The sequence below is a fragment of the Marinobacter sp. MIT932201 genome (genome assembly GCF_047123295.1).
Lineage (GTDB): Bacteria > Pseudomonadota > Gammaproteobacteria > Pseudomonadales > Oleiphilaceae > Marinobacter > Marinobacter salsuginis.
Genome location: NZ_CP138917.1, coordinates 108,727 through 124,095, shown reverse-complemented (window position 1 = coordinate 124,095; position 15,369 = coordinate 108,727). Strand labels below are relative to the sequence as shown.

Sequence of the window (15,369 nt, the reverse complement as noted above, 5' to 3'; positions counted from 1 at the left end):
TTCCGCACCCCGGGGCCTTCTGAAATGAGACATTCCTGCATTTTCGCCGCTGTTTCCATGACCACGCTTGCCCTGGCTGGCTGCGGACTTGAGGATACCGGCCCTTCCGCGTTCAATCCGGCCACCAATGTCGACCTGACCTTCTCGAGTTTCGACCTCCAGAACACCGAGGTGGCCCCGGACAACCTGAGTTACACGCGTTTCTGGGACTTTTACCGGGGCATCCAGCCCGCGGCAGAAGACTCTGACGACCTGGCGACCACCAGCGAAATACGTGGTCACATCGAGATTTTTACCCGCGCCACGGCAACCGACTCCGGCACCAGCTATGACAGCGTGCGCAATCCGCTGGACCTGATGAACCAGGTGCTCGCCTCAGGCGAAGTCACCAACTTCCAGGAGGGCAAGCGGTACATCAGCCAGCGCATTGCCGATGATGCCGCAGGCACCTACAACACCCGGGGCAACGGTGCCCAGATCCGGTTCACAGACCAGTCGGCGGTGATTGCGGATCTGCCGCTGAACGATCAACTCTGGATCTATCCCACCCTGGACTGGCGCTACCTGCCGGATGGCCCGGAGGGGTCGGATCTCGACAACAAGGTGTATCGCACAATCCAGTACGTCAGCCGGAGCGTGGCGGAAGACGAACAGGCGGCCCAGCCGGAACTGGTCAGTGTGCTGGCAGGAAGCCGGTTTGATGCCAACAGTTTCATGACTCTGGGCTACAGTCCAACCGAGTTCGCCACGGCCGACTTCCTGAGCCGGAATCACGGCAGCATTGAATTGCGCCAGGATTTCATTGACGAGAACACCGACACGCTGTTTATCAAGAACGACGATGCCGAAGTCATCGCGCTGGACCGCTATCCGGGATACACGCGGGAGGACAACCATCCCGACTGCCTGAGGATCGAGCTGGACTACAACATGGAGCAGGTGAGAATTTTTGCCTCGGATGGCGAGCCCGCCCGCATTGACGATCCCGATTCAACAGACGAGCAGGACACCATTGCCAATCCGGACAATTGCACCTATCAGGAAGACGCGGACGCGATTACCAGCTGGACAACGGTGCCTGTCGCCGGGCGCTAGCGGGCGCCCCCGTCCCTGAGATCCCAGTTTTGCAGGAAACCTTTCTTGCGGTCGATCATACGTTCATAGGTGGAAATCATGATGGCCGCGTGGGGCGCTTTGACCAGACGGAGGGTTTCAATCCGGCGTTCGAGCCGTTCGACTTCCGAGCGCACCTGCTGATGCACGTGATGACGGACACTGTCGTGGTGGTCCAGTTTAACCTCGCGGGAGGCTTGCTGGTGGCTGGGGGGTGCGGGCTTGTCCATTCGGCTTCTCGTCCATTGAGTCGTGAAAGATCCTTATCCCATCACGCAAGTTTGCACAACTGTCTGACAGAGTGCAATTAAAATGAATAGAGTTTCATTTTTGTTTTCTGTCGTGATGGTCTTCCTGTCATTCACACGACCGAAGCCCTGCTATAGTTCCCTGTAGATACAACATTGCCCACCGACAGGAGCTCTCATGACCCAGACATCCGTGGCGGATACCCTCCGTGAATATCTGTCGCTGCTGGAACTTCTGGACGACGCCTACTGGGAAGCCAGCAGCATTCACCACAAGGACATGCTGTACGACATCATCAGCATCTTCAGCCAGGAAGTGGCCGAGATAAACAAGCTCAGCATCCAGGACCACCACTACCCCTATGAGGTCATTACCGAGGGCATCCGCCGGGTCGTACCGAAACTGGAGCGACTCGATGAAAACCGCGAAGACGTGATCCAGCGCACCCAGACTCTGACCGATTTCCGCGACATCCTGTCGTCAGTTCTGGGCATCCTGGAAGCCCAGCTCCGGACCCTCTGAACGAAACGACTCAGGCGGCGATCAACGGCCGCCGGTGTTCCGGTATCAGCGGGAAGCGGTTACCCACGGTATAAACGAACTTCGCGAGCGCCGGCAGATGGTGACCGACAATCGGGATACCCGTGTTGAGGAGGCTGACCGAAATATCACGGGCAGCGTCTGCCCAGCACAGCTTGTTGATCAGACCTACGTGCCCAAAGGCAAACCGGCTATTCTGGCCCCAGAGCCCCACCGGATTGCCACCAAGCATCATGCCGGCACTGAAACGCATGGGCACCATCATGGTACGGTCGATCTGCAGGGAACCGAACTGCTGAATGGCCCGGCGAATGGTGATTTCGCTGCAGATTCTCCGGCCGTTCCAGAGCCCGCCGTTCAGCATCATCTGGAAGAAACGACTCATTTCCTCTGCCGTCCCGCACAGGTTTCCCGCCGGAATCACCGCTTCCTGGAACCGTGGATCGTTGGTCACCTGCGCCACTGTGCGGATATCGCCGCCAAGTGCCCGGTTGACCACCCAGGACACCGGGAACCGGGGCGTTGGACCCGTGGCGTAGTTGGATGCCAGATCATTCAGGTGCTCGGGCGTAATGCCGTAGGTAAACCACTTCATGCCCATGGGCCGACGCAGGTGTTTGTCGAGATAATGCTCGATGGTATCGCCGGTCACGCGTTCCAGTACCCGCTGAAGTACGAAGCCGCCGGTGATCGCGTGATAGGCCACCTTGGCGCCATCAACCTCCACCGGTCGCGCGGCACAAAGCAGGCGCCAGATTTCGTCGTTGTCCCAGAGCACATCTATCGGCGTTTCCCGCGGAATGGCGGGAATGCCACCACGGTGGGAAAGAATCTGGTGAACGGTGATCGTCCGTTTGCCGTTCACCCCGAACTCCGGGCAGTAGTAGGACACCGGATCCATCAGGTTCACCAGCCCCTGCTCGGCCAGCATATGCATCAGCAGCGCGGTAACTGCTTTGGAGGCAGAGAAGTAGCAGATCGGGGTATCGGTGGTTATCGGGACTTTAACCGCATCTCGCGGATCATGAGGGCCGTTACCACTGGCATGGCCGATGGCCCGGTGCAGGACATGTTCGCCCCTGTGACGAATGGAGATCTGAATCCCCGGATGGACGCCGGTCCGGTAAAGGCTCTGGACGCTGCGCCACAGGGCATCGACGGTTTCCTGGCTGACGCCTGCAGCAGCCGGGTTTTCACCAGCGGTGTCACGGAAAGTGACGGTTTCAAGGTCCTCGGGAATCTGGCTGGTGTGGAGGGCACGGCGGGCAAGTCGGTTCATTTTTTTCAAACCTTTTTCAGTAACTTGTTGTTTTTCTATCTTCAGAGAAACCGACCCGTTGTACATTGGCCGGGACGCAATCGGGCGGACGTCAGCACCTCCATCTTATCCGGAACGAAGGTCTCATTATTGATTATGGACCCGGTCGTGCAGGTGCGCCATGGCAACACAATTGCGACCGCGTTCCTTGGCCAGATACATGGCCGTGTCGGCCGCGGCACAGAGCGCGGAGGCAGTCTGTCCGTGATCGGGATAGACCGCAATACCGACGCTGATGGTCAGGGGCACCGTCTGGCCATTCCCAAGCGGCTGCGGCTCGTCGGCCACTCTGCGACGGAGCCGCTCGGCCGTCTCACGGGCCTCTTCAAGATCCATCTCCGGCAAGACGATAACGAACTCTTCACCGCCGAACCGGCCGATGGTGTCGACGCTGCGCACACTCCCCAACAACAAGCGGCTGATGGACCGGAGAACCGAATCCCCGGCGGCATGGCCAAAGGTGTCGTTCACATCCTTGAAATGGTCAAAATCAACCCAGAGCACAGCCATGGGTCTCTGATAACGCCTGGCCCGCTCCAGCTCCTCCTCCAAAACCCTGGACATTTCGCGGCGGTTGAACAGCTCGGTCAACGGATCCCGTGTGGCCAGTTCCTCCAACTCATTTTCAAGGGTCTTGCGATCGGATATGTCCAATACGATACCCTCGAGCACAACCGAGCCATCTTCCTCCTCGACGCCGCGGCCACGCTCCCAGACCCAGATGCGGCTGCCATCCTGGCGGGTAAGGGCATATTCCAGTGAGAAAGATTCGTCCTTGTCCAGCGCCGCCTGCACCTCAGCCACAATCCGCTCACTGTCCCCGTCATCCATCAGGCTGGCATAGCTGGCCACCCGGTTATTGATCAGATCTTCCGGCTCATAACCAGTGAGGCGGGCACACCCCTGGGAAACAAACAACATGGTCCAATGGGGATCATACCGGCACCGGTATGCCATGCCGGGGAGGTTATCCATCAGGACCTGTAGCTGACGCTCTCGCTTGCGCAGGGCCTGGCGCTGATTGTGCTACAGAGTAAGCAGGGCACGGTCCTTGGTAAGCTGACGCAAAAGGACCACAAACAGCACAAGGCCCGTGGTCAGGACAAAGAGGAAACCCTTCCAGGTCTGAACCAGGGACAGGGTTTGAGGGTCGGGGAACCAGGCCTCAGCAGCAGTATCGGAAAAAGCAATCCATGCAAAGCCGGCAATCAGATAGACCAGCGCAGCCCACCCAGCTCGCCGCAGGGGTGTCCGGTTTTCGTTCAATCTTGTCATTCCTTGAGAGTCTGGCCGCTGAGGTACCATGAACACACAGCCATGGGGGTTTGAACATTTATAATGTACGAAAAATAGTCACAACAGAACGTTAAGTCGAGTGACAAATGTCATGCTCGGTAAAATCGTGCGTTACCCCCCGGCCCCTGGCAGTTGTTGCAGTGCCGCTTAGCTGCTTTAATTCCCGATCTCTGTCCCCCATGGAGGAGTCGAGCATGACGCCAGGCATTAACGCGGCGCGCAAGGCCGCAGTGCCCCACACGATTCATGAATATGAACACGATCCGGCCAGCGAGAGTTATGGCATCGAGGCAGCCGAGAAAACCGGTGTGGAGCCGGCGCGGGTGTTCAAAACGCTCGTTGTGTCTATCGACGGCAAGGAACTGGTAGTGGGCATCGTGCCGGTGACCGCCATGCTCAACATGAAACTGATTGCCCGGGCCGCACAAGGCAAAAAAGCCGCCATGGCTGACAAGCAGGCGGTTGAACGCACCACCGGCTATGTCCTGGGTGGCGTGAGCCCACTGGGGCAGAAGAAGAAGCTGAAAACCTTTATCGACGACTCAGCCCTGGAGTTCGACACGATTTATGTCAGCGCCGGGCGCCGGGGCCTGGAAATTGAGCTTGCACCCCGGGATCTGGCCACATTGGTGAACGGCGGTTTTTTCCCACTCCACCAGGAGTAAGCCTTGAACCACGCAACGGACCTGCTATTGATCGGCGGCACCCTGCTGCTGGCCCTGGCCGCGCACGGCATCGGCCAGCGCATTCATGTGCCCAGAGTCACCCTGCTGCTGTTGCTTGGCGCGCTTGCCGGACCGGATCTGCTGGATCTTCTGCCACCGGGCGCCGACGCCCACTTCGGATTCATTACCCAGTTAACCCTGGCCATGGTCGGCTTCCTGCTGGGTGAACGGATGGCGGTGAAGAACCTGGCCGAGGGGCGCGAGGCGGTGATCGTCAGCCTCGCCGTCACCCTTGTAACAGCGGCATTTGTTGCCGTCGCAGTCTGGCTGGTTACCCGGAATCTTGCCGCTGCCCTGCTGCTTGGCTCCATCGCAACGGCAACGGCGCCGGCGGCAACCCTGGACACGTTGAAGGAAGCGGGCGCCAACGGTCCGCTGACCCGTCTGGTCTTCCAGGTCGTCGCGATTGACGACGCCTGGGGCGCGATCCTGTTCAGTGTCACCCTGGTCGGCGCCCAACTGCTACTTGGAAATGGCGATACCGGGCTCTCGACCCTCGGGATCGGATTTCTGTATGTCGGAGGCGCGGTTTTTCTGGGCATGGTCCTGGGTCGGCCCATGGCCTGGCTCACCGGCCGACTGCGGCCCGGTGAGCCCATGTTGCTGGAGTCTGCCGGTTTTGTCTTCGTCGCCGCCGGTATTGCGTCGTTTCTAGGCCTCTCCTATCTGCTTACCTGTATGACCCTGGGCATCGTTGTCGCCAACCGCGCACGGCATCATGTTCGGCCATTCCGCTCGATTGAAGGCATCTCCGAACCCTTCCTGGCTCTTTTCTTTTTCATGGCCGGCTACCAGCTTGAATGGGCTATGCTGCCAACCCTTGGTGCGCTGGGCCTGGCCTATGTTGCCGCCCGGATTGCAGGCAGGCTGGCAGGCGGAAGGTTCGGCGGCTACCTGGCCGGTTCCGAACCCCATACCCGTAAACGGATCGGTGCCTGCCTGATGCCCCAGGCCGGCGTTGCCCTTGGCCTGGCGCTTCTGGCCACAGAGCGGCTGCCGGAGCTGACTTACATTTTGCCTCTGGTGATTGGCGCCACGGTGATTTTCGAACTGGTGGGACCACCGCTCACGCTGATCCAGTTGCGGCGTGCCGGCGAAACCGGCAAAGGCTACCAGGACGAACCGGACGAAGACTGACCCTGGCGCTGGCCACAAAAAAGCCGGAGAACCCGTCAGGGTTGTCCGGCTTTCCCTGCACCCAGAGCCTTGCCCGGGATGCGTTATCGCTGACTTACTTTACGGATGCACGGGCATCTTCAAGGATCTTGTTCAGCGTGGCACTGGGCTGCATCACTTCGCAGACCTTTTCCATCGGCGGGTGGTAGTAACCACCGATATCCGCGGGGTGACCCTGGACCACGGTCATTTCCTCCAGGATCTTGTCCTTGTTCTCCTCCAACTGTTTCGACAGCTTGGCGAAGAATTCCTTCAGTTCCTTATCGCTGTCCTGGTTGGCCAGCTCTTCCGCCCAGTAGCGGGCCAGGTGGAAGTGGGAGCCACGGTTGTCCAGCTCGCCAGTGACGCGGGACGGCGACTGGTTGTTTTCCAGCAGACGCTCGGTGGCCTTGTCCAGGGTCTGCCCCAGCAGGCGCGCGCGCTCGTTGTCCTGTTTCTCACCCAGTTCGTCCAGGGACACCGCGGTGGCCAGGAACTCACCCAGGGAATCCCAACGCAGGTGGTTTTCCTGAATCAGCTGCTGCACGTGCTTGGGCGCGGAACCGCCGGCACCGGTCTCGTACAGGCCGCCGCCGTTGAGCAGCGGAACGATGGACAGCATCTTGGCGCTGGTGCCCAGCTCCAGGATCGGGAACAGGTCGGTGAGGTAGTCACGCAGAACGTTACCGGTCACGGAGATGGTGTCCAGACCGCGGATCAGACGCTCCATGGTCCAGCGGATGGCGCGAACCGGCGACATGATGCGGATATCCAGGCCTTCGGTGTCGTGATCTTTCAGGTAAGTATTCACCTTTTTGATCAGCTGCGCATCGTGGGCACGCTCGTCGTCGAGCCAGAACACCGCCGGCATGCCAGTGGCACGGGCGCGATTAACCGCCAGCTTGACCCAGTCACGGATCGGCAGGTCCTTGGTCTGGCAGGCGCGCCAGATGTCGCCTTGCTCGACGTTATGCTCGGTCAGCACAGTGCCGTCTTCGGCAACGATGCGAACAACACCGTCTTCCTTGATTTCAAAGGTCTTGTCGTGGGAGCCGTATTCCTCGGCTTTCTGCGCCATCAGACCAACGTTCGGCACGGTACCCATGGTGGTGGGATCGAAGGCACCGTGGGTCTTACAGAAGTTGATCACTTCCTGGTAGATGGTGGCGTAGGTGGACTCCGGCATAACTGCCTTGGTGTCCTTGAGCTTGTTGTCCCGGGCCCACATCTTGCCGGAGTTACGGATCATGGCCGGCATGGACGCATCAACGATAACGTCACTGGGAACGTGCAGGTTGGTGATGCCCTTGACCGAATCCACCATGGCGATTTCCGGACGGTGCTCGTAGCAGGCGTGCAGGTCTTCCTGAATCTGCTCCTGCTTGGATTCCGGCAGCTGCTTGATCTTCTCGACCACGCTGGACAGACCGTTGTTCGGGTTCACGCCGATCTCGTCGAACAGGTCGCCGTACTTGTCGAACAGGTCCTTGTAGAAAACCTTCACCGCGTGACCAAACACGATCGGGTGGGAGATTTTCATCATGGTGGCTTTGACGTGCAGGGAGAACATGACACCGGTGTTCTCGCAATCGGCAATAGCGTCCTCGAAGAACTTCACCAGCGCCTTCTTGCTCATGAACATGCCGTCCAGCACTTCGCCTTCCTGCAGGGGCAGGTCGGACTTCAGCACGGTCTGCTTGCCCTGCTTGTTCTCGAACACGATGTTGACTTTGGTGGCCTTGTCCAGCGTTACCGACTGCTCGCTGGAGTAAAAGTCGCCACCACGCATGTGTGCCACGTGGGTACGGGAAGCCGGGCTCCACTCGCCCATGGAGTGCGGGTATTTTCGGGCGAAGGCTTTTACCGCTGTCGGTGCACGACGGTCGGAGTTGCCTTCGCGGAGTACCGGGTTAACGGCACTGCCCAGAACCTTGGCGTAGCGGGACTGGATTTCTTTCTCTTCGTCGGTCTTCGGGTGCTCGAGGTACTCGGGCACCTTGTAACCCTGCTCGTTCAACTCCTTGATGGCGGCACGGAGCTGGGGAATGGACGCAGAAATGTTCGGCAGCTTGATGATGTTGGCGTCCGGGTCCTTGGTGTATTCACCCAGTTCAGCCAGCGCATCCGGAACCCGCTGATCTTCCTCAAGATAATCCGGGAAGTTCGCCAGAATACGCGCCGCGAGAGAGATGTCGCTGGTTTCGAATTCAATACCAGCCGGCTTGGCATAGGTTTCCAGGATGGGAAGAAGCGACCGTGTTGCGAGGGCTGGGGCCTCGTCGGTCAGTGTGTAGACAATCTTGGCTTTGGATGATGTCATTTTCGTCCTCAGGCTAATGGGTGGGTTCAGGACGGTCATGGCGGGGTCAGGCGTCTTTTGAACGTCCGACCTGGGCAATGACTGATTAAGAACTTTTGATAGACCTACTAAGATACCATTTTTTCGTTAATTTTGGTTACGATCTTAGTATAAGAACGGACTAAAAATGCCTGATCTTCGGTTACAAGACGATGAAATGGCGGGAATTTACGAAACTTTCTAACATTGACTCGGTGGTGACGCAGGGCGGGTAAGGCCTTCCAAAACACGCTCCTGGCGACACATCCCTGTGGCGCTTGGGCTCCGCCATCCATGGCTCCGCACAGTTTTGGGAGGCCCCACCCGCCCCGCTATTCAAGCTTTTCAGTGGGATTCCGCGAGCCGAATCTCGCCCGTTTTCAGTGATTGATTGTCAACAAAACGAGCTTCAACCCGGCAACAACCCAACCTCAGCCAACCGCTCCCGAATATGATCCAGCGCCTCCGGGTTGCCGAGGGCGTCCCGGTTGTCCGCCTTCTTGGAGCCGTTGATCAAACGGGCCACCGCCAGCTCCACCTTCTTGCCACTACGGGTGTACGGAATGTCGTTCACCTGCACGATGTGCTTGGGCACGTGCCGTGGGCTGGCACCTTCGCGGATTCGGCTCTTTAGCTGTTTCAGCAGGTCGTCGGTGATTTCCTGGCCATCGGCCGGAACCACCAGCAGAACCACTTCCACGTCACCGTCGATCTGGCGTCCGACTACCAGGCTGTCTTTGACCTCGGCCACAGTTTCGACCTGGCGGTAGATTTCTGCGGTGCCGATGCGGACGCCGCCCGGGTTCAGGGTGGCGTCTGAGCGGCCGTAGATGATGGCGCCGCCGTGTTCGGTGAATTCGATGAAATCGCCGTGGGCCCAGACGCCGGGGAAGGTGTTGAAGTAGGCATCCTTGTAACGCTCGCCATCCGGGTCCTGCCAGAAGCTGACCGGCATGGACGGCAGTGGCTGTCGGCAGACCAGTTCGCCGCGGCCCTCGCTGACCGGCTGGCCGTCGTCGCCATAGGCCACGGCGTCCACGCCCAGGAAGCGGCACTGGATTTCGCCGCGACGCACGGGCAATAGCGGCGTTGAGCCTACGAAGCAGCCACAGATGTCAGTGCCACCTGCGATGGAACCGAGCAGGGCGCCGGGGGCGCCGTCGGTGTAGATCCAGTCATAGTCTTCCGGCAGCAGGGGGGAGCCGGTGGAGAACACCACTCGCAGCTTGCTCTGGTCCAGGGTTTTCGCGGGCTGAAGTTCACCTTTACGGCAGCCGGCGATGAATCTTGCGCTGGTGCCGAAGTGGGTGACTTTTTCCTCCGCCACAGTGTTCCACAAGAAGTTCAGGCTCGGGTAACCCGGGGAGCCATCCACGGTGATCACGGCTGCGCCGGTCATCAGGGCGGAGGCCTGCCAGTTCCACATCATCCAGCCACAGGTGGTGAAGTACAGGAACCGATCTTCAGGACCAACGTCGCCATGGAGCATCAGTTCTTTGGCATGATTGACCAGCAGTCCGGCGTTGCCATGAACGATGCACTTGGGTTTGCCAGTGGTACCGGAGGAATACAGGATATAGACCGGGTGGTCCGGGGCCAGCGGCGTGAATGAGGGCGCATTGCCTTTGCCGTAGGCCAGTACGTCTTCCCAGGTGGTCACCAGGTCACCGGCAATCGGGGGCTCGTCCGGCAATTGCTGGACACTGACAACCGATTTGAGCGTGGGCAGCCCGGCAATCAGCTCTGCGAAGTCCTGCTGACGGGCGAATACCTTGCCGCCATAGCCGTAGCCATTCACCACGATCAGCGCTGACGGTTCAATCTGGCCAAAGCGGTCAAGAATGGCCCCAATGCCAAAATCGGGGGAGGCAGAACTCCAGATGGCACCCATGCTTGTCGCAGCCAGCATACCAACAAGGGCTTCGTAGCCATTGGTCACAACGCCGGCCACCCGATCGCCCTGCCGAATCCCCTTGTCACGGAGAAAGGCTTCCAGCGCGCCTGCATCTGACTTGATCTGGGCGTAGGTGCGACGCAGCACGGGACGGGTTTCGCAGTAAGCTACCACGGCTTCTCGATCTGCGTGTTCGCCGTCCGCTAGCCGAAGCAGGTTGGCGGCAAAGTTCAGCTTCATACCCGGGAACCATTCGGCGCCCGGCATTTCACGCTTGCCCAGTACTCTCTCGGCCGGCGTATCGCAGACCAGGCCGCAGTAGTCCCAGACTTTCTGCCAGAAGGTTTCCAGCTCATCAATGGACCACTGGTGCAAGGCATGGTAATCGGCAAAGGGCCCGAAGCCCTGCTGCTCCAGCCAGGCCTTGAACTGGCCCATGCGGGAATTGGCCAGGGTGTCTTCCGACGGAGACCAGACTACGGGTGACTGTTCTTCATTGCTCATCCATATCTCCTGAATGTTACTGCATATGCCAGCCATGGCTGACCACGATAGACTGGCCAGTCAGGGCGGCAGAGGGGAATGCGGCCAGATGAACGGCCAGCTCTGCCACGTCTTCCAGGGTGGTGAACTCCCCGTCCACAGTGTTCTTGAGCATCACTTTACTGATCACTTCCTCTTCGGAAATGCCCAGCTCCTTGGCCTGCTCCGGGATCTGCTTGTCCACAAGGGGCGTGCGCACGAATCCGGGGCAGATAATATTGCTTCGCACCCCGTGTTCCGCGCCCTCCTTCGCCACTGCTCTGCACAGCCCCAACATGCCGTGCTTGGCAGCAACGTAGGGCGCTTTCAGGGGCGAGGCCTCCAGAGAATGCACCGACCCCATGTAAAGCATGGTGCCCCCGCCACTCTCATACATGTGCTTGAGTGCCGCGCGAGTCACCAGGAAGGCGCCATCGAGATGCACATTCATGACTTTGCTCCAGTCGGAATAGGCAAGTTTGTGCACCGGGTCGATGTGCTGGATGCCGGCATTCGCGATAGCGATATCCAGGCCACCCCACTGTTTAACCACAGAGTTGACGTTTACGTCAACTGCATGTTCGTCAGTCACATCCATTGCGAGAGCAATCGCAGTGCCGCCAGCCTGCTCGATGGCCGCCACAGTATCCTGTGCCGCCTCCATGGTAAGGTCAGCCACCGCAACCTTGGCGCCTTCGCGGCCATAGGCTTCGGCAATGGCCCGGCCGATGCCGCGACCGGCACCGGTAATCAGGGCAATCCGGTTTTCCAGACGCATTGATATTTTCTCCTTAATCGTAAGCCACGCTGGGTAGCCAGGTTGCGATTTCCGGCACCACAAACACAATGGCCAGAGCTACCAGCTGAATAATGATGAACGGGATAACGCCACGATAAATATCGGTAACGGCGATCTCCGGCGGCGCCACGCCCTTGATGTAGAACAGCGCGAAGCCGACCGGCGGTGTCAGGAACGATGTCTGCAGACACATGGCAAACAGGATGGTGAACCACACCAGATCAAAACCTAGCTGCTGTACGACCGGCGCCACCAGGGGCAGGATGATCAGGGTGATCTCGACCCAGTCCAGGAAGAAGCCCAACAGGAAAACGCCAAGCAAAATGGTGAGGACCACTCCATAAGGCCCGAACGGCAGACCCAGCAGGGCGTCTTCAATCACCTGATCGCCACCCAGTCCGCGCAGGAAAATGGCGAAAATGAACGCAGCCGTCCGGGTGGTCTGCTGCATGGAGGAATTCAGAACCTTCAGGTTCAGTCGACCAGACATCAATGCCAACAACAGGGCCCCCAGAGCACCCACACCAGACGCCTCGGTCGGTGTTGCCACACCGGCGAAAATGGAGCCCAGTACGCCGAGAATCAGGGCCGCCGTTGGCACAACCGCCTTGGCCACTTCCCAGACGATGGCCCAGCTCACTTTCTCGGTGCCTGCCGGCACCGGCGCAATGTTCGGCTGCAGCATGGGACGGATGATGGCGTAGGCCACATACATGGCACCCAGCATCAAACCGGGAAAGAACGCGCCCATGAACAGGTCACCTACCGAGGCCTCGGGAACCGCCAGGCGGTCAGCCATCAAGACCAGCATGATGGAAGGTGGAATCAGGATACCCAGGGTACCGGTGGCACAGGCGGTACCCACGGCAAACCCCTTGTCGTACTTGTTCTCCATCATTACCGGCAGGGACAGCATGCCCAGGAGTACAACGGACGCACCAATGATGCCAGTGGTCGCGGCCAGCAGTACGCCAATAACGATTACCGTGACGGCATAGCCGCCGCGAACAGCGCCAAACAGCTTAACCATGCTGTTCATCAGCCGCTCGGCCACACCGGACTGGTCAAGCATGATGCCCATGAAGATAAACATGGGCAGGGCGACAAGGGTTTCGCTGCTGACCACCTTCCATATTCGTTCAGGGACAAGGCCCATTGAAGACTGGTAATCAAACCAGAGATTGGCACCAAAATTTTCAACGGCGACGACACCGACGACGGTCCAGATAACCGCGGTGCCACCCAATACCCACGCGACCGGATAACCGGTCATCAACAGCGCCCCGAAGGTGAGGAACATGCCGATTACAAAAAGGGTTTCAAGCTCCATCAGGACGCATCCTCTTTCTTGTTCTCACCGGATTCGACCCGGATTGGCTTTGGAAAGCCGAAAAGCAAAGCGGTAACTTTGAGCAGACGGGACAGGGCCGCAACGATCAGAAGCGCAAAAGACAGCGCCAGGATGCCCTTGAGAATCCAGCGGTAGGGAAGCCCCGCGGGTGCCTGACTGGTCTCGCCCTGTTCCCAGGAGCTCAACGCGTAGGGAACCATTTCGTACACCGCCAGAACCAGAAAAGGCAACAACAGGAAGACAAGGCCCAACAGTTCAATCCAGGCCTGACCCTTGAGCGACAGGCGTTCGTGGATAACATCGACCCTGACGTGATCATCGGTTACCAGGGTGTAGCCGAGGCCCAGCAACCAGCCCGCGCCGGCCAGGTGCCATTGCACTTCTTCCAGGGTGACCGAGCCCATGCCGAAGGCATAGCGCCCCACCACCGCGTAGATAATCACGCCCGTGACCACAATCCAGAGCCAGGAAGCGCTCTTGCCAATCGCGGAAATGACCCCGTCCAGGATCCGGCTGAACCGGGTAGTGGGGAACTCGGTGTGATGATGAATAAATTGACCGGCGTCCGACGCCGACGCATGCACCTCGGGCGGTGAGCCTTTATCAGACACTGTCATACAACAGTTCCTCGTTCACAAAGCCTGCCATGAAACAAGGATGGCCCCGCAGGGCCATCCAGACTAGATACGTGAACACCGGACTTGCATCCGGTGCTCTGGGTCAGCCCCGAACCTTACAGGTCCGCCGGTACATAAGCGCGGGTATCCCACACCTTGTAGGATTCCATGAATTCCTGCTGGCTTTCATAGACACGCTTGAAGTCAGCATCCTTGGCGGCTTCTTCCTCAAGCACTTCCTGGGTTACGTCTTTCAGCTTGAGCAGAACGTCACGGGGGATCTGGTCAGCCTGAACGCCCTTGTCCTGGAACTCAGCCAGAACCTTGCCGTTCTTGTACTCGCCCTCAGCCAGACCACGGGTTGTGGCCGCGGTGCAGGAAGCCTCAACCAGAGCCTTCTGCGCATCGGTGGCACGATCCCACTCGTCCTGGTTGATCAACATGTACTGAGCGGTGAACTGCTGGTGCCAGCCCGGGAACAGGTTGTACTTGACCACCTGATTGAAGCCCAGAATCTGGTCGATGGCGGGCATGGAGAACTCGGTAGCATCGATGGTACCTTTCTCCAGCGCCTGGTAAAGCTCACCGCCTGGCATCATGGTGACGGAAGCGCCCAGCTTCTCGAGGACCTTGCCACCCAGACCCGCAAAGCGGATCTTCAGACCCTGATAGTCTTCCAGTGATTCAATCGGCTCGGCATACCAACCGGCTGTTTCGGGCCCGATGATGCCGCACAGTTGGGCATGCACGTTGAAGCCCTTGTTGGCGTATGTTTCCTGCAGCATTTCATGGCCACCGCCGTAGTAGTACCAGCCGATATAGGCCCAGGGCTTCATACCGAAGGGAACTGCCGCAAACAGAGGGATGGCAGGCACTTTACCCTGGTCGTAGCCGATCCATGTGTAGCCAGCCGAAACCTTGCCGTCAGATACGGACTGCAGAATGTCGAACGGCGGAACCAGCTTGCCGGGCTCGTAAACACGGACCTGGATGCTGCCGTCTGAGGCGGTAGTGAGGTTGTCTGCAACCCAGGCAGCGGGAGAACCGAGGCCCGGAAGGTTGGTAGCGAAGGCTACGGGCATTTTCCAGCGCAGATCGTCAGCAAACGCAGAGCCCGTGGTGAGAGCGATCGCACCGGCCACACCGGTGAGAGCCTTGAGAAGTTTCATTGGCAAGTCTCCTAGCATTGTTATTGTATCTGGCCTGGCGCGGATAGCCGGGGCCTGATCTGAGTATAGTCAGAAAACGCAGGAACAGACGGACAGGGTAAGTCTTGGGGGTCCAACAGTTAGCGTCAGCCTTGTTCTCTGCATTGTTCTGACGTCCTGCGTAACGGATTTAGCAGACACCGTGCCAGATTATATTTATTCAAATAATTCAGAAGGTTAAATACTGAAGAGGAAATCGAAACGAACCGAGATGTCCGGATATCCAGACAATCTTAGACATCAG

Annotated in this window: 14 protein-coding genes; 4 read left to right on the top strand and 10 right to left on the bottom strand. The window is 58.8% G+C overall.

Annotation, left to right across the window (positions count from 1 at the left end; genetic code table 11):
• The first annotated feature begins 24 nt into the window (after window positions 1-24).
• Window positions 25-1,095, top strand: coding sequence for a hypothetical protein (locus SIC15_RS00530; protein WP_069182494.1), 1,071 nt, complete (start codon window positions 25-27; stop codon window positions 1,093-1,095).
• Here SIC15_RS00530 and SIC15_RS00525 read toward each other — a convergent pair.
• Window positions 1,092-1,343, bottom strand: a complete 252-nt coding sequence (locus tag SIC15_RS00525; protein ID WP_069182493.1) for a hypothetical protein — start codon at window positions 1,341-1,343, stop codon at window positions 1,092-1,094. The two genes, SIC15_RS00530 and SIC15_RS00525, sit on opposite strands and share 4 nt — an antisense overlap.
• Window positions 1,344-1,539: 196 nt before the next feature.
• On the opposite strand from SIC15_RS00525, the gene SIC15_RS00520 reads away from it, so the two are divergent.
• Window positions 1,540-1,884, top strand: coding sequence for a hypothetical protein (locus SIC15_RS00520; RefSeq protein ID WP_008176786.1), 345 nt, complete (start codon window positions 1,540-1,542; stop codon window positions 1,882-1,884).
• A 10-nt stretch (window positions 1,885-1,894) separates the two neighbouring features.
• Here SIC15_RS00520 and SIC15_RS00515 read toward each other — a convergent pair whose 3' ends face one another.
• The 3 genes from SIC15_RS00515 to SIC15_RS00505 all read right to left on the bottom strand — a co-directional run bounded on the left by SIC15_RS00515 (window position 1,895) and on the right by SIC15_RS00505 (window position 4,495).
• Window positions 1,895-3,181 (bottom strand): serine hydrolase domain-containing protein, encoded by a 1,287-nt coding sequence (locus SIC15_RS00515; protein WP_136630963.1) that lies wholly within the window; start codon window positions 3,179-3,181, stop codon window positions 1,895-1,897.
• A 126-nt stretch (window positions 3,182-3,307) separates the two neighbouring features.
• Entirely contained in the window at window positions 3,308-4,195 is an 888-nt protein-coding gene (locus SIC15_RS00510) for a GGDEF domain-containing protein (protein ID WP_412536835.1), read from the bottom strand.
• Window positions 4,196-4,246: 51 nt separating this feature from the next.
• Complete coding sequence (locus tag SIC15_RS00505) at window positions 4,247-4,495, bottom strand: hypothetical protein (protein ID WP_227549332.1); 249 nt, start codon at window positions 4,493-4,495, stop codon at window positions 4,247-4,249.
• Between the two features lie 215 nt (window positions 4,496-4,710).
• On the opposite strand from SIC15_RS00505, the gene ybaK reads away from it, so the two are divergent.
• Entirely contained in the window at window positions 4,711-5,181 is a 471-nt protein-coding gene (ybaK, locus tag SIC15_RS00500) for a Cys-tRNA(Pro) deacylase (RefSeq protein WP_069182490.1), read from the top strand.
• A gap of 3 nt (window positions 5,182-5,184) precedes the next feature.
• Window positions 5,185-6,378: a cation:proton antiporter gene (locus SIC15_RS00495; protein WP_153637103.1), complete on the top strand. Its 1,194-nt coding sequence runs from the start codon at window positions 5,185-5,187 to the stop codon at window positions 6,376-6,378.
• Between the two features lie 94 nt (window positions 6,379-6,472).
• Here the strand turns inward: SIC15_RS00495 and SIC15_RS00490 are convergent, their stop codons facing one another.
• From SIC15_RS00490 to SIC15_RS00465, 6 genes are all read right to left on the bottom strand, one after another.
• The gene (locus tag SIC15_RS00490) at window positions 6,473-8,716 is read right to left on the bottom strand and encodes an NADP-dependent isocitrate dehydrogenase (protein WP_136630964.1); all 2,244 of its coding nucleotides are present in this window, start codon (window positions 8,714-8,716) and stop codon (window positions 6,473-6,475) included.
• A 427-nt stretch (window positions 8,717-9,143) separates the two neighbouring features.
• Window positions 9,144-11,132, bottom strand: a complete 1,989-nt coding sequence (locus SIC15_RS00485; protein ID WP_153637104.1) for an acetoacetate--CoA ligase — start codon at window positions 11,130-11,132, stop codon at window positions 9,144-9,146.
• A 16-nt stretch (window positions 11,133-11,148) separates the two neighbouring features.
• Window positions 11,149-11,928, bottom strand: a complete 780-nt coding sequence (locus SIC15_RS00480) for a 3-hydroxybutyrate dehydrogenase (RefSeq protein ID WP_136630965.1) — start codon at window positions 11,926-11,928, stop codon at window positions 11,149-11,151.
• Window positions 11,929-11,941: 13 nt separating this feature from the next.
• On the bottom strand, window positions 11,942-13,279 hold the full coding sequence (locus SIC15_RS00475) for a TRAP transporter large permease (protein ID WP_412536834.1): 1,338 nt from the start codon (window positions 13,277-13,279) through the stop codon (window positions 11,942-11,944).
• Window positions 13,279-13,917 carry a TRAP transporter small permease subunit gene (locus tag SIC15_RS00470; RefSeq protein ID WP_412536833.1) on the bottom strand — a complete coding sequence of 213 codons (639 nt, stop codon included), beginning with the start codon at window positions 13,915-13,917 and terminating at the stop codon, window positions 13,279-13,281. The genes SIC15_RS00475 and SIC15_RS00470 overlap by 1 nt, the downstream gene beginning before the upstream one ends.
• Before the next feature lie 116 nt (window positions 13,918-14,033).
• The gene (locus SIC15_RS00465) at window positions 14,034-15,086 is read right to left on the bottom strand and encodes a TRAP transporter substrate-binding protein (protein ID WP_136630966.1); all 1,053 of its coding nucleotides are present in this window, start codon (window positions 15,084-15,086) and stop codon (window positions 14,034-14,036) included.
• Window positions 15,087-15,369: the final 283 nt, after the last annotated feature.

Coding starts and splice junctions, on each gene's coding strand:
- SIC15_RS00515 (WP_136630963.1), bottom strand. CDS start 3,181: ATGAACCGACTTGCCCGCCGTGCCCTCCACACCAGCCAGATTCCCGAG.
- SIC15_RS00465 (WP_136630966.1), bottom strand. CDS start 15,086: ATGAAACTTCTCAAGGCTCTCACCGGTGTGGCCGGTGCGATCGCTCTC.
- ybaK (WP_069182490.1), top strand. CDS start 4,711: ATGACGCCAGGCATTAACGCGGCGCGCAAGGCCGCAGTGCCCCACACG.
- SIC15_RS00490 (WP_136630964.1), bottom strand. CDS start 8,716: ATGACATCATCCAAAGCCAAGATTGTCTACACACTGACCGACGAGGCC.
- SIC15_RS00530 (WP_069182494.1), top strand. CDS start 25: ATGAGACATTCCTGCATTTTCGCCGCTGTTTCCATGACCACGCTTGCC.
- SIC15_RS00510 (WP_412536835.1), bottom strand. CDS start 4,195: ATGGATAACCTCCCCGGCATGGCATACCGGTGCCGGTATGATCCCCAT.
- SIC15_RS00480 (WP_136630965.1), bottom strand. CDS start 11,928: ATGCGTCTGGAAAACCGGATTGCCCTGATTACCGGTGCCGGTCGCGGC.
- SIC15_RS00525 (WP_069182493.1), bottom strand. CDS start 1,343: ATGGACAAGCCCGCACCCCCCAGCCACCAGCAAGCCTCCCGCGAGGTT.
- SIC15_RS00475 (WP_412536834.1), bottom strand. CDS start 13,279: ATGGAGCTTGAAACCCTTTTTGTAATCGGCATGTTCCTCACCTTCGGG.
- SIC15_RS00520 (WP_008176786.1), top strand. CDS start 1,540: ATGACCCAGACATCCGTGGCGGATACCCTCCGTGAATATCTGTCGCTG.
- SIC15_RS00505 (WP_227549332.1), bottom strand. CDS start 4,495: ATGACAAGATTGAACGAAAACCGGACACCCCTGCGGCGAGCTGGGTGG.
- SIC15_RS00470 (WP_412536833.1), bottom strand. CDS start 13,917: ATGACAGTGTCTGATAAAGGCTCACCGCCCGAGGTGCATGCGTCGGCG.
- SIC15_RS00485 (WP_153637104.1), bottom strand. CDS start 11,132: ATGAGCAATGAAGAACAGTCACCCGTAGTCTGGTCTCCGTCGGAAGAC.